This window comes from Pseudomonas sp. TE3786, assembly GCF_054057335.1.
Map to the genome: position 1 here is coordinate 52,086 of NZ_JBSRZF010000009.1, position 13,386 is coordinate 65,471.

Below are 13,386 nucleotides of genomic sequence, written 5' to 3' on the forward strand. Positions count from 1 at the left end.
ATTCCGCCACCTGTCCTGGCTGCGGTTTCATAGGAGATATCGCAAGGCCTGTGCCAACCTGAATAAGATTATTTATTCTTTATTTATCAATAGGTTATAAATTACCGTCATCCCACTGCATCGTGCAGATTGCAAGTTCGCCGCTTCGCTCACATGCAATCTGCATGAACAGTCAGCTTTTGCTGGCCATCCGTTCCAGGATCGCTTGCAACGCATCCACTTCAGCCAGCAACGGCGATTGCGGGTAGCGACCACGCACGAACGCCAGCAGCTTCTGCGCAGGTTCCACCTGGCCCAAGCCTTCGGCAAATCCACGTGCTGCGAGCAGGTAGGCGCGGGGAATATGCGGGTAGTCGGGGAAGCGCTGATGCAGGTTGCGCAGCAGGCTCAGGCCCTCGCGGATCTTGTGGCGGTCAAGCAAAGCGCTGGCAGTGCGTTCGCAGGCGACGGCATCGTCAGGCATATAGTCCGCCTGCAGCTTGCGTGCATTGAGCAGCGCTGTGGCCGCCAGGGCAGGATTTACCCGCGCCGCCAGCGGCAGGTAATGCGCCAGGTGCCGCAGGCAGCGTTCGCGGGCATTGAGGTTGAACAGCAACTGGTGAAAGCGCTCGTTGAGCTTGAGGTCGTCGGGAGTGCGCTCCAGCGCCACCGTCAGGGTTTCCAGGGCCTGCTGACTCTGGCCTTCCTTGATGCGAATTTCCGCTTCGGCCAGAGCCCGGCGACGCTGGTACTCGACAACCGGGAAGCCGTTGTGGCTGCCTTCCTCGGCAATCGCATAACCCAGAGCACCCTGATACTGGAATACCGCGTAGCCCATCATCGCGCTCATAACCACGGTGAAATAGGTAAACAGGAAGGCCGCCACGGGAAACAGAACCACCTTGGGCAATCCGTGGGAGAGCATCACCAGCACCCAGTTGGGCGACTGCCAGAGGATAAACAGAAAGGCGCAGAGGATCAGGTAGCGCCAGCCCATGGCCTTGATCACCTGCCCCACTTCATCGGGGCTCAGGGCGGCGCTCAGGGACTTGTCCAGCGCCAGACGGATGATGCTGGCGGGCATCACCAACTGCACTGCGATATTCACCAGCCAGTACAGCGCCTCGCTATCGAAGTCGGCGGCAATCCACAGCGCCACCGCGCTGATAACAATCACCACCATCTGCTTGAAGAACAGCCCGAAACCGGAACCGGTGAAGGCGCTTGCCAGGCTCGGCGCTTCCTTCTGCGCCTCGCTGGTGGCTTCGATCACGCTGTAGAAGTACTTGGTGGCGACGCTGAACAGCAGAAACCACAGCACCAGGTATGAAGGCATAAACAGACTGGCCAGGGCCATCAGCGCACTAAAGGCCAAGGGCCCGCTTTGCAGGCCGTAGCTGAAGAATTGCGGGATGCGTTCCCAGAAGGGCTGGGCCGTGTTGGCCGCGCCAAGAAACTCCAGGCGACTGGCGCACAACGGGCAGGTTGGCGGCTCTTGCGGAGCATCGTCATTCAGCGGAGTGCAGCAATCTCCGTAGTGCCGCGGACAGGAGTGGCACAGCCAGGTGGCGGGCTGCGCCGGGTGGTAGTGGCAAAGACTCTTTTCCATGGGTGCAGCTTCCTTGTCGCGTGTAAGGTCTTGGCCGGTGAGGTGGCTATTCTCCAGGCAAAAAAAGAGGGCCCGCAAGGGGCCCTCTTCTCAAGCTGCGATTAAAGCCGGGATTAAACGCCCGAAGCCTTGGCCGCTGCTACGTCTTTGATCGACAGTTTGATACGGCCGCGGTTGTCCACGTCCAGTACCAGCACTTCGACTTCCTGACCTTCTTTGAGAATGTCAGTCACTTTCTCAACGCGGGCATCGCTCAGCATCGAGATGTGCACCAGACCGTCTTTGCCCGGCAGGATGTTGACGAATGCGCCGAAGTCGACGATGCGCTCAACCTTGCCGACGTAGATCTTGCCGATTTCAGCTTCTGCGGTGATGCCCAGCACGCGCTGACGCGCGGCCTCTGCCGCTTCCTTGGTTTCACCGAAGATCTTGATCGAGCCGTCGTCTTCGATATCGATCGAAGCCTTGGTTTCTTCGCAGATAGCGCGGATGGTTGCACCACCTTTGCCGATGACGTCGCGGATTTTGTCCTGATCGATTTTCATGGCGATCATGGTCGGTGCGTTGGCCGACAGTTCGCTACGGGAAGTCGAGATCACCTGGTTCATCTGACCGAGGATGTTCAGGCGAGCTTCCAGGGCTTGGCCCAGGGCGATCTCCATGATTTCTTCGGTGATGCCGTTGATCTTGATGTCCATCTGCAGCGCGGTAACACCTTTGGCGGTACCGGCCACTTTGAAGTCCATGTCGCCGAGGTGGTCTTCGTCACCGAGGATGTCGGTAAGGATGGCGAACTTCTCGCCTTCTTTAACCAGACCCATGGCGATACCAGCAACCGGTGCCTTCATCGGCACACCAGCGTCCATCAGGGCCAGGGAAGCGCCGCACACGGAAGCCATGGAGCTGGAACCGTTGGATTCGGTGATTTCCGATACGACACGAATGGTGTATGGGAACACGTCAGCAGCAGGCAGCATGGCCTGAACCGAACGGCGAGCGAGACGGCCGTGGCCGATTTCGCGGCGACCGGTAGCGCCCATGCGACCACACTCGCCCACCGAGTACGGAGGGAAGTTGTAGTGCAGCATGAAGGGGTCTTTGCGCTCGCCTTCGAGGGTGTCCAGCAGCTGTGCGTCGCGGGCGGTACCCAGAGTGGCAACGACCAGCGCCTGAGTTTCACCACGGGTGAACAGAGCCGAACCGTGGGTTTTGCCCAACACGCCCACTTCGATCGCCAGCGGGCGAACGGTGCGGGTGTCACGGCCATCGATACGCGGCTTGCCGTTAACGATGTTTTCGCGAACGGTGCGGTATTCGATTTCGCCGAAAGCGTCTTTCACTTCACCAGCGGACGGGCCGCCTTCAACGGCGAACTTGGCAACGATCTGGTCTTTCAATTCGCCCAGACGGCCATAACGCTCGTGCTTGATGGTGATGGTGTAAGCCTGGGAGATGGCTTCGCCGAACTCGGCGCGGATAGCGTCCAGCAGCACGGTGTTCTTGGCAGCAGGTGCCCAGGCCCAGGTCGGTTTGCCAACTTCGGCAGCCAGTTCACCAACGGCTTTGATCACCGATTGGAATTCGTCGTGGGCGAACAGTACGGCACCCAGCATCTGGTCTTCGGTCAGCTCTTTGGCTTCGGATTCAACCATCAGCACGGCGTCTTTGGTACCGGCTACGACCATGTCCAGGCTGGAAGCCTTGAGTTGCTCGTAAGTCGGGTTCAGCAGGTAGCCGGTGCTTTCGTGGAAGGCCACGCGGGCAGCGCCGATCGGGCCTTCGAAAGGAATACCGGAGATAGCCAGGGCAGCCGAGGTACCGATCATGGCAGCGATGTCCGGATCGGTTTTCTTGCTGGTGGAAACAACGGTGCAGATCACCTGAACTTCGTTCAGGAAACCTTCAGGGAACAGAGGACGGATCGGACGGTCGATCAGGCGGGAAGTCAGGGTCTCTTTTTCCGAAGGACGCGCTTCACGCTTGAAGAAGCCGCCAGGGATCTTGCCGGCAGCGTAGGTTTTTTCTTGGTAGTGAACGGACAGCGGGAAGAAGCCTTTGCTTGGGTCGGCTTGCTTGGCGCCAACCACGGTCACCAATACGCTGACGTCGTCGTCAACGGTGACCAATACTGCGCCGGAGGCCTGACGGGCAATGCGGCCAGTCTCGAGGGTGACGGTCGATTGACCGAACTGGAATTTCTTGATTACCGGGTTCACGGTGTATTTACCTTCTTTTTGCCTTGGGGAAATCGTGTTCTTGCAGAATTCTTGGGCAACTTCGGGAATCGGACCCGAGCACTGTCCAGGGTGAAACAGACAAAACCGGTGGTGCAGATAAAACTTGAGGCTGGAAGCCTGCCGTTAATCACCGGGCTGCGTGAGCATACCCAATCAATAACGACAAACAACCAACCTCTAGCAGCTTCGCTATTAGCGACGCAGGCCCAGACGACCGATCAAGGTGCTGTAGCGGGTAACGTCTTTGCCTTTGAGGTAGTCCAGCAGCTTACGACGCTGGTTTACCATGCGGATCAGACCACGACGGGAGTGGTGATCTTTGCCGTTGGCTTTGAAGTGACCTTGCAGCTTGTTGATGTTGGCGGTCAGCAGTGCAACTTGCACTTCTGGCGAACCAGTATCACCAACAGCTTGTTGGTAGTCGGTAACGATCTGAGCTTTTTCTTCAACGCTGAGTGCCATGTGGGCTTCCTCTCAGTAAGGAGCTGCATTCCAGTGAATACGACTCCAATAGGCCGAGGACAAATCCTCGTATTAAAAAATGAGATGTGACCGTGCCTATTAACAGCCACCCTCGCCCACCCCGGTTGCCCGGCATGGTTCGGTCATTCTGACCGAATCAAACGACGCGGCGCGATGCGCCCGTCTTCACTCACTTCGCCAATCCCGATAAAGCGAGCATTGTGATCATATGCGCGGACCATGCCGAACTTCGGCGCGTCCGGGGCGCGAACAGCTTGCCCATGCAACCAGTAAAACGCGCTGTGTTCGGAGAACTGCACCAGAGGCCAGTGTTCCAGGCCGCTATCGGAGGGCAGCAGGAAGCGGTCGACTGCTTCGTTGCCACCATCGGCGTGTACCTGCTCCAGCTCTTCCAGGGTAACGGTCTGGGCTAACACGAACGGCCCGGCCTGGGTACGACGCAGCTCGGCAACGTGTGCACCACAGCCCAACGCCTGGCCGATGTCTTCCACCAGGGTCCGGATGTAGGTGCCTTTGCTGCAGGCGACCGACAAGCGTGCCTGCTCGCCTTCACAGCCCAGCATTTCCAGGCGCGCAATAGTAACAGAACGCGCTTCGCGCTCCACTACTTCGCCTGCACGGGCCAACTTGTACAGAGGCTGGCCATCACGTTTGAGAGCTGAGTACATCGGTGGTATCTGACTGATTTCACCACGAAATCTGGGCAAAACCGCCTCGATATCAGCGCGACCAACGGTCACCTCGCGACGCTCGATCACCTCACCCTCGGCATCCGCCGTGGTGGTGGTAACACCCATCTGCATCAGGGTTTCGTAGCCTTTGTCGGCATCGAGCAGGTACTGGGAGAACTTGGTCGCTTCACCGAAGCACAACGGCAGGACGCCGGTGGCCAGCGGGTCGAGACTGCCGGTGTGCCCGGCCTTCTCGGCATTGAGCAACCAGCGCACCTTCTGCAGCGCGGCGTTGGAACTAAAGCCTTTGGGCTTGTCGAGCAGGATAATGCCGCTGACGTTACGACGAATGCGCTTGACCTGAGCCACGCCTTATTCCTCGTCAGCCACGGGCTTGTCAGCCGCAGGCGTTGCGTCAGCATCCAGCTCGACGTGCTGGCTATCTTCCGCCACGGCACGCTCGATCAGCGACGACAGATGCGCGCCGCGCATGACGCTTTCGTCGTAATGGAAGTGCAGTTGCGGCACGCTGCGCAGCTTCATGGCGCGGGCCAACTGCATACGCAGAAAACCGGCAGCGAGATTCAGCGCTTTAACGTTCTGGGCGATTTCTTCAGGGGTGTCCTGGCCCATCACGGTGATAAAAATCTTCGCGTGACCGACATCGCGGCTGACATCCACGGCAGTGACAGTCACCAGACCGACACGCGGGTCTTTGACTTCGCGACGGATCAGTTGCGCCAGCTCGCGCTGCATCTGATCGCCGATGCGTTGGGTACGGCTATATTCTTTGGCCATCTAACTACCTGTTACCTCCCGTCACGGCGCAAAACCCTGACGGTCTGAAAGCGGCAAACGCCCGGCCAGGCGTGAGCCGGACCGGGCGTTGCGTAAAACAGCTCGTGCTTAAAGGCTGCGAGCCACTTGGATCTTCTCGAACACTTCGATCTTGTCGCCGACCTTGACGTCGTTGTAGCTCTTCACGCCGATACCGCATTCCATGCCGGCACGAACTTCAGAGGCGTCGTCTTTGAAGCGGCGCAGGGATTCCAGCTCGCCTTCGAAGATAACCACGTCTTCACGCAGTACACGGATCGGACGGTTACGGAAGACCGTACCTTCAACCACCATGCAACCTGCAATGGCACCAAACTTCGGCGAACGGAACACGTCACGTACTTCGGCGATACCGAGAATGTTCTCGCGAACATCACTGCCGAGCATGCCGGTGAGGGCCTTCTTGACGTCTTCGATGATGTCGTAGATCACGTTGTAGTAACGCATATCCAGACCTTCCTGCTCGACGATCTTGCGCGCGCCGGCATCGGCACGCACGTTGAAGCCAAACAGAACAGCGTTGGAGGCCAGTGCCAGGTTGGCGTCGGACTCGGTGATACCACCGACACCGCCACCCACTACGCGCACTTGCACTTCGTCGTTACCCAGACCGCCGAGCGCACCTTGCAGTGCTTCCAGCGAACCACGGACGTCGGATTTGAGGACGATGTTGAGCGTCTTCTTCTCTTCCTGGCCCATGTTCTCGAAGATGTTTTCCAGCTTGCCAGCGTGGGCACGAGCCAGTTTCACTTCGCGGAACTTGCCTTGACGGAACAGCGCAACTTCGCGGGCTTTCTTCTCGTCAGCCAGCACGCTCATTTCGTCGCCGGCGTCCGGCGTACCGTCCAGGCCGAGGATCTCGACCGGAATCGATGGACCGGCTTCCTTGATGGACTTGCCGTTCTCGTCGAGCATGGCGCGGATACGACCGAAGTTCGAACCGACCAGAACCATGTCGCCTTGGCGCAGCGTACCGTCCTGAACCAGAACGGTAGCCACCGGGCCACGGCCCTTGTCCAGACGGGACTCAACCACCACACCACGGCCAGGAGCCGATGGCGTCGCTTTGAGTTCCAGTACTTCGGCTTGCAGCAGAACGGCTTCGAGCAGCTCGTCTACGCCAGTACCCATCTTCGCCGACACGTACACGAACGGGTTGTCGCCGCCCCACTCTTCCGGGGTTACGCCGTGCGCGGCCAGTTCGCTTTTGATGCGTTCCAGGTCAGCGCCAGGCTTGTCGATTTTGTTCACTGCAACCACCAGCGGAACGCCAGCTGCTTTCGCATGCTGAACAGCTTCCACGGTTTGTGGCATCACGCCGTCGTCCGCTGCAACAACCAGGATCACGATGTCGGTGGCCTTGGCACCACGGGCACGCATGGCGGTAAACGCAGCGTGGCCCGGGGTGTCGAGGAAGGTCACCATGCCGCGCTCGGTTTCTACGTGGTAGGCGCCGATGTGCTGGGTGATACCGCCCGCTTCGCCGGCAGCCACTTTGGCGCGACGAATGTAGTCCAGCAGCGAGGTTTTACCGTGGTCAACGTGGCCCATTACGGTCACGACCGGCGCACGGGAAATGGCCTCGCCTTCGAATTTCAGGGACTCGGCCAACTGCTCTTCAAGGGCGTTGTCGCTCACCAGCTTGACGTTGTGACCCAGCTCTTCAGCGATCAGCTGAGCGGTTTCCTGATCCAGTACCTGGTTGATGGTCACCGGGGTGCCCATCTTGAACATGAACTTGATCACTTCAGCCGCTTTGACCGACATCTGCGCTGACAGCTCGCCAACGGTGATGGTCTCGCCGATGGATACGTCGCGCACAACCGGACCGGTCGGGCTCTGGAAACCATGGGCATTGCGTTTCTTCAGCTTGGCCTTGCCACGACCGCCACGACGGAAGCTGTCGCTTTCCTCGTCGGTGGTACGTGGAGCAACGCGAGGCGTCGGAACCTTTTCCTTCTCTTTAACAGAAGGACGGTGCGCGGTGGTTTTGCGCTCGCCGCCACGACGGTCGTCGTCATTGCGCGGCTTGTCCGGACGACGCTGATCATCCTTCTTGCGTTCTTCAACAGGCGCAACAACCGGTGGCAGCTCGATGTCGACCACTGCTGGTTCGGCAGCTGGCGCGACAGGTGCCGCGTCTGCAGCCGATTCCGGCGCAGCGCTAGCGGTGTTAGCTTCACGGCGAGCCGTGTTTTCGGCCTGACGTTTGGCATCTTCGGCCGCTTGCACGCGCGCCTCTTCCGCCGCGCGCTCTTCCTGCTCGCGCTTTTGCTCAGCTTCGATTTCTTCGTTGCTGCGCTTGACGAAGGTTTTCTTCTTGCGCACTTCAACGCTGATGGTTTTGCTACCCGCTACACGCAGGGTGCTGGTGGTTTTGCGCTGCAAAGTGATTTTGCGCGGTTCTTCCACTTTCTCGCCGTGACTGCCTTTGAGATGCGCCAACAGGGCTTGCTTCTCGCTATCGGTCACAACTTGGTCGGCACCGGTGTGCGGTAAACCCGCTTCGCGCATCTGCAACAACAGACGCTCTACAGGGGTGGCGACCACTTGGGCCAGTTCTTTGACCGTGACTTGCGTCATGCACTTCTCTCCTCAGGCCGCCAACTTACTCGAACCAATGGGCTCGGGCGGCCATGATCAACTTGCCGGCACGCTCTGCGTCGATACCGTCGATGTCGAGCAGGTCATCAATCGACTGCTCGGCCAGGTCTTCGCGGTTAATCACGCCGCGCACTGCCAGTTCTTGCGCCAGAGCCTTGTCCATACCCTCAAGGGAGAGCAGGTCGTCGGCGGGGTGCGCGTCTGCCAGCTTTTCTTCTGTCGCGATGGCTTTGGTCAGCAGGCGATCTTTGGCGCGAGCGCGGAGCTCGGTGACGATTTCCTCGTCGAAGCCATCGATGCTGAGCATCTCTTCCATCGGGACATAGGCGATTTCTTCCAGGCTGGTGAAGCCTTCTTCTACCAACACCTGGGCAATGTCTTCGTCGACTTCCAGCTCGTCGATAAAGCTTTGCAGGATGTCGCCAGTTTCAGCTTGCTGCTTGGCCTGAATATCCGCTTCGGTCATTACATTCAGTGTCCAGCCGGTCAACTGACTGGCCAAACGAACGTTCTGACCGCCACGGCCGATTGCTTGCGCCAGATTGTCTTCACCGACGGCGATGTCCATGGCATGGGCATCTTCGTCAACGATGATGGCGGCAACCTCGGCCGGTGACATGGCGTTGATCACGAACTGAGCAGGATTGTCATCCCACAGCACGATATCGACACGCTCGCCGCCCAACTCACCCGACACCGCTTGTACACGCGAGCCGCGCATACCAATGCAGGCGCCTTGCGGGTCAATACGTTTGTCTTTGGAGCGCACGGCAATTTTGGCGCGCGAACCCGGATCACGGGAGGCGGCCATCACTTCGATCAGCTCTTCAGCAATTTCTGGCACTTCGATACGGAACAGCTCGATCAGCATTTCCGGCGCAGTACGCGACAGGATCAACTGAGGGCCGCGGTTCTCGGTGCGAATTTCTTTCAGCAGAGCACGCAGGCGAGCGCCTACACGGAAGGTCTCGCGGGAGATGATGTCCTCGCGAGCCAGCAGTGCTTCGGCGTTGTTACCCAGGTCAACAATGACGTTGTCGCGGGTTACTTTCTTAACAGTGCCGGAGATGATTTCGCCCAGACGCTCGCGGTAAGCCTCGACCACTTGGGCACGTTCAGCTTCACGAACTTTCTGCACGATAACTTGTTTGGCGGTTTGCGCAGCGATGCGACCGAACTCAATGGACTCGATCTTCTCTTCGATCAAATCACCGAGTTGGGCATCAGGCTTGATCTCGCGCGCCTCGTCGAGCGTCAGCTCGGATGCCAGGTTGAACAGCGATTGATCATCAACCACGGTCCAGCAACGGAATGTCTCGTAGCTGCCCGTTACGCGGTTGATCTCTACGCGAAGTTCAACTTCAACGTCGAAACGTTTTTTCGTCGCAGTGGCCAGAGCCAACTCCAACGCCTCAAAAATAACGCCGGCCGGTACGCCCTTTTCGTTGGATACCGACTCAACAACCAGCAGTACTTCTTTGCTCATCGTACGCCTCGCCTTTCGCAATCCATTGGATCCGCGGGATCCGCGTCTCAGTCAAAACTGGGAACAATATTGGCCTTGTCGATCGAATCGATCGGCAACAGATACTCGTGGTCATCAACCAGCACCACAACGTCCTGTTCCTCTACTCCGCGGAGGAGGCCCTGAAAGTTACGCCGCCCATCAAAGGGTGTACGCAGTTTGATCTTTACTTGCTCACCGGCGTGCGCGGCAAACTGTTCAATAGTGAACAGCGGCCGATCCATGCCCGGCGAAGACACCTCAAGGGTGTACTCGCTGGCTACCGGGTCTTCGACATCCAGGACACCGCTCAACTGGCGACTGACCTTTTCGCAGTCCTCGACGAGAATGCCGTTGGCATGATCGATATAGACGCGAAGCAGGGAATGCCGCCCCTGGGACAGGAACTCGATACCCCAGCATTGATAGCCAAGGGCCTCGACTACCGGGGCCAGCAAGGCCTGCAACTCTTCTAGCTTGCTCGACACTTGAACCCCTCGTGCATGTCGTACAAATAAAAAATGGGCGAAACGCCCATCCCTTGAAGCCGCTGAACCTTAAGCCCAACGACAAAACAGTCAAGCCAACAAAGCAACCGGCTAACAAAAAGCCCCTAAAAAGGGGCTCCGCTACAACCGATTGCAGGGGAAGGAAGGTCAAACCACAACCTTTGGCCATGAGCCCATCGAGCGATCGAACGGCCAAACCCCACGTTAAAGCTGGGGCCGAAGTATACGACCGAACTCACACATGGGTCAATCCAACCCCCAGCAACAGGAAAGCCCGCATGAAGCGGGCTTTCCTGTTTAATTGGTACCGAGAAGGGGACTCGAACCCCTACAGCCTATGGCCACTACCACCTCAAGGTAGCGTGTCTACCAATTCCACCACCTCGGCAATTAACGCACTTACTTCTGCTCTGGAGCTTGAGGTACATCGCCGGCGTCAGACGCTGGCTTTTGCTCTTCGAGCACCGGCACATCTTCTGCTACCGGTTTTTTCTGCTGCTGCTCTACCACTGCTGGGGCGGGCAAACCGGCCTGACTCAGCGAGTGAGCTTTTTCCTTAGCAAAGAAGCCTAAGCCCAAGCTAGTTATGAAAAAAGCGGCGGCAAGTATAGCAGTAAAACGACTAAGAAAGGTAGAGGAACCTTGGCTACCAAAAACAGTTGCCGAAGCACCCGAACCAAACGAGGCACCCGCATCGGCACCTTTACCCTGCTGCAGCAGTACGAGCGCAACAACGCCCAGGGCCGCCAGCAGGTGCAGAACTACAACGACAGTTTCCAGCATCTCTTAGTTTCCTGCGGCGCGACAGATCGCACCAAACTCATCCGCATTCAGAGAGGCTCCACCAATGAGCCCCCCATCGATATCCGGCATGCCGAACAATTCAACCGCATTGGCCGCCTTGACACTGCCGCCATAAAGAATTCTCACACCGCGAGCCACTTCGGCATTTTCCGCTTCCAGTTGCGCACGTATTGCTGCGTGCACTTCCTGAGCCTGCTCTGGCGTTGCGGTCAGACCTGTACCGATGGCCCAGACCGGCTCGTACGCAACAACAGCACGAGCAAACACTGCAACGCCCAACACTTCAATCACGCTACCGAGCTGGCGATTGACCACCTCAATGGTCTGCCCCGCCTCGCGCTGCTCCAGGGTTTCACCTATACACAACACGGGAGTCAAACCAGAGGCTTGCACCGCGGCAAACTTGCGCACCAGCAGCTCATCACTCTCACCCAGAATCTGACGACGCTCGGAGTGGCCAACCAGCACCAATTCGCAACCTGCATCAGCCAGTTGGCTCGAAGCAATCTCCCCAGTCAGAGCGCCCTGCGCCGGCTCAGCTGCACAGTTCTGCGCGCCTACCGCAATGGACTTACCCTCCAGACCAGCAAGCACGTTGTTGATGTAAAGGCTGGGCGGAAAAACCGCTACCTCTACACCCTCTGGCAGTGCCAATGCGTGCAGGCCTTTGATCAACTCAGCGACGCTGGCGCGGGTACCGTGCATCTTCCAGTTACCAGCTACCAAGGGGCGACGCATGTTCTACCTCGTCGATCAAAGTGGGCGCAGATGCTACCCAAGAGATTAGAGATTAGCAAGCCGAATCAGGCACAGACTTCGGTAACTACTTTAGCTAATTCATCAGCATAGCTACGCACCAGGGCTTCATCGTCACCCTCGACCATCACGCGGACCAAGGGTTCGGTACCGGATTTTCGCAGCAATACCCGACCTCGCCCGCCCATACGTTCGGTGACACGCGCACAGGCGTCGGTCACCGCAGGGTGGGAAACAGGGTCGACGCCACCGGCAAATCGCACATTGACCAGAACCTGCGGACACTTGCGCAAACCCTGTCGCGCCTCCGCCAGGCTTTTGCCCCAGCGTTTCAAGGCCAGCAATACCTGCAACGCGGCGATAATCGCATCGCCGGTGGTGGTGTGCTGGAAGCACACGATATGACCGGAGTTTTCCCCACCGATCTGCCAGTTACGCTCCAGCAACTCGCTGATCACATAGCGGTCGCCGACATTGGCGCGCACAAAGGGAATATTCAGCTCGCCCAAGGCCAGCTCCAGGCCCAGGTTGCTCATCAAGGTACCAACCACGCCACCTTGCAGTTTGCCCTGCTCCTGAAGGTCGCGAGCAATGATGTACAGGAGCTCGTCGCCATCCACCAACGCACCGGTGTGATCCACCATCAATACCCGGTCGGCGTCGCCGTCGAAACCGATACCGAGATCGGCCTGATTGGCCACCACCGCCGCCTGCAGCGCATCCATATGGGTGGACCCGCAGTCCTCGTTGATATTCAGCCCGTTAGGTTGCGCCGAGAGCACAGTGACCTGTGCACCCAGCTCACGGAACACGCTGGGAGCGATCTTGTAGGCCGCGCCATGGGCGCAATCGACTACCAACTTCAAGCCGGCGAAATCGGTGCTGGTGGGCACGCTGCTTTTGCAGAACTCGATATAGCGGCCAGCCGCGTCGTTGATCCGGGAAACCTTGCCCAGTTGCGCCGACTCGACCACGGTCATCGGCGTATCCAGCAGCTCCTCGATCATCAGCTCCAACTCGTCCGGCAGTTTGGTGCCCTGACCGGAAAAGAACTTGATGCCGTTATCATCGTGAGGGTTATGCGAGGCACTGATCACGATACCGGCCTCGGCATGGAAGGTACGTGTCAGATAAGCGATGGCAGGCGTGGGCATAGGGCCCAGCAGCATGACGTCAGCACCAGCGGCAGAAAGCCCGGCCTCCAACGCAGACTCGAACATATACCCGGAAATACGCGTGTCCTTGCCGATCAGCACCCGACAAGTGCCCTGCTTGCGGAACGCCATACCGGCAGCCCAGCCAAGTTTGAGCATAAAGTCAGGGGTGATCGGAAACTGTCCTACGCGCCCACGAATACCGTCGGTGCCGAAATACTTTTTACCCATACATTCTC

The 13,386-nt window shown here is 58.4% G+C and carries 11 protein-coding genes and 1 tRNA gene; all 12 read right to left on the reverse strand.

All coding sequences use genetic code 11. The features are described 5' to 3' along the window. Positions 1-172 precede the first annotated feature (172 nt). The 12 genes from ACVW0Y_RS12035 to glmM all read right to left on the reverse strand — a co-directional run bounded on the left by ACVW0Y_RS12035 (position 173) and on the right by glmM (position 13,378). Entirely contained in the window at positions 173-1,588 is a 1,416-nt protein-coding gene (locus ACVW0Y_RS12035) for a hypothetical protein (protein WP_457438547.1), read from the reverse strand. Between the two features lie 113 nt (positions 1,589-1,701). Further along, the gene (pnp, locus tag ACVW0Y_RS12040) at positions 1,702-3,804 is read right to left on the reverse strand and encodes a polyribonucleotide nucleotidyltransferase (protein ID WP_457438548.1); all 2,103 of its coding nucleotides are present in this window, start codon (positions 3,802-3,804) and stop codon (positions 1,702-1,704) included. 213 nt (positions 3,805-4,017) lie between these two features. Then, positions 4,018-4,287, reverse strand: a complete 270-nt coding sequence (rpsO, locus tag ACVW0Y_RS12045) for a 30S ribosomal protein S15 (protein WP_010447232.1) — start codon at positions 4,285-4,287, stop codon at positions 4,018-4,020. Positions 4,288-4,430: 143 nt separating this feature from the next. After that, positions 4,431-5,348 carry a tRNA pseudouridine(55) synthase TruB gene (gene truB, locus ACVW0Y_RS12050; protein ID WP_457438550.1) on the reverse strand — a complete coding sequence of 306 codons (918 nt, stop codon included), beginning with the start codon at positions 5,346-5,348 and terminating at the stop codon, positions 4,431-4,433. A gap of 3 nt (positions 5,349-5,351) precedes the next feature. After that, a complete protein-coding gene (gene rbfA / locus ACVW0Y_RS12055) occupies positions 5,352-5,777 on the reverse strand; it encodes a 30S ribosome-binding factor RbfA (protein ID WP_457438552.1) in 426 nt (141 codons plus the stop codon). 108 nt (positions 5,778-5,885) lie between these two features. Next, positions 5,886-8,399 (reverse strand): translation initiation factor IF-2, encoded by a 2,514-nt coding sequence (gene infB / locus ACVW0Y_RS12060; protein WP_457438553.1) that lies wholly within the window; start codon positions 8,397-8,399, stop codon positions 5,886-5,888. A gap of 25 nt (positions 8,400-8,424) precedes the next feature. After that, positions 8,425-9,906, reverse strand: coding sequence for a transcription termination factor NusA (gene nusA / locus ACVW0Y_RS12065; protein ID WP_457438555.1), 1,482 nt, complete (start codon positions 9,904-9,906; stop codon positions 8,425-8,427). A gap of 47 nt (positions 9,907-9,953) precedes the next feature. Then, positions 9,954-10,412 carry a ribosome maturation factor RimP gene (gene rimP, locus ACVW0Y_RS12070; RefSeq protein ID WP_457438557.1) on the reverse strand — a complete coding sequence of 153 codons (459 nt, stop codon included), beginning with the start codon at positions 10,410-10,412 and terminating at the stop codon, positions 9,954-9,956. A gap of 323 nt (positions 10,413-10,735) precedes the next feature. Continuing rightward, positions 10,736-10,821 (reverse strand) — tRNA-Leu (locus tag ACVW0Y_RS12075). Positions 10,822-10,832: 11 nt separating this feature from the next. Then, positions 10,833-11,216 (reverse strand): preprotein translocase subunit SecG, encoded by a 384-nt coding sequence (gene secG / locus ACVW0Y_RS12080; RefSeq protein WP_457438559.1) that lies wholly within the window; start codon positions 11,214-11,216, stop codon positions 10,833-10,835. A 3-nt stretch (positions 11,217-11,219) separates the two neighbouring features. After that, a complete protein-coding gene (gene tpiA, locus ACVW0Y_RS12085; RefSeq protein WP_457438560.1) occupies positions 11,220-11,975 on the reverse strand; it encodes a triose-phosphate isomerase in 756 nt (251 codons plus the stop codon). Positions 11,976-12,040: 65 nt separating this feature from the next. After that, a complete protein-coding gene (gene glmM, locus ACVW0Y_RS12090; protein ID WP_457438562.1) occupies positions 12,041-13,378 on the reverse strand; it encodes a phosphoglucosamine mutase in 1,338 nt (445 codons plus the stop codon). Between the last annotated feature and the right edge of the window lie 8 nt (positions 13,379-13,386).

What these genes read in the sequence shown, in the direction of transcription:
- nusA (WP_457438555.1), bottom strand. Translation starts at nt 9,906, where the DNA reads ATGAGCAAAGAAGTACTGCTGGTTGTTGAGTCGGTATCCAACGAAAAG.
- rbfA (WP_457438552.1), bottom strand. Translation starts at nt 5,777, where the DNA reads ATGGCCAAAGAATATAGCCGTACCCAACGCATCGGCGATCAGATGCAG.
- glmM (WP_457438562.1), bottom strand. Translation starts at nt 13,378, where the DNA reads ATGGGTAAAAAGTATTTCGGCACCGACGGTATTCGTGGGCGCGTAGGA.
- rpsO (WP_010447232.1), bottom strand. Translation starts at nt 4,287, where the DNA reads ATGGCACTCAGCGTTGAAGAAAAAGCTCAGATCGTTACCGACTACCAA.
- secG (WP_457438559.1), bottom strand. Translation starts at nt 11,216, where the DNA reads ATGCTGGAAACTGTCGTTGTAGTTCTGCACCTGCTGGCGGCCCTGGGC.
- tpiA (WP_457438560.1), bottom strand. Translation starts at nt 11,975, where the DNA reads ATGCGTCGCCCCTTGGTAGCTGGTAACTGGAAGATGCACGGTACCCGC.
- infB (WP_457438553.1), bottom strand. Translation starts at nt 8,399, where the DNA reads ATGACGCAAGTCACGGTCAAAGAACTGGCCCAAGTGGTCGCCACCCCT.
- ACVW0Y_RS12035 (WP_457438547.1), bottom strand. Translation starts at nt 1,588, where the DNA reads ATGGAAAAGAGTCTTTGCCACTACCACCCGGCGCAGCCCGCCACCTGG.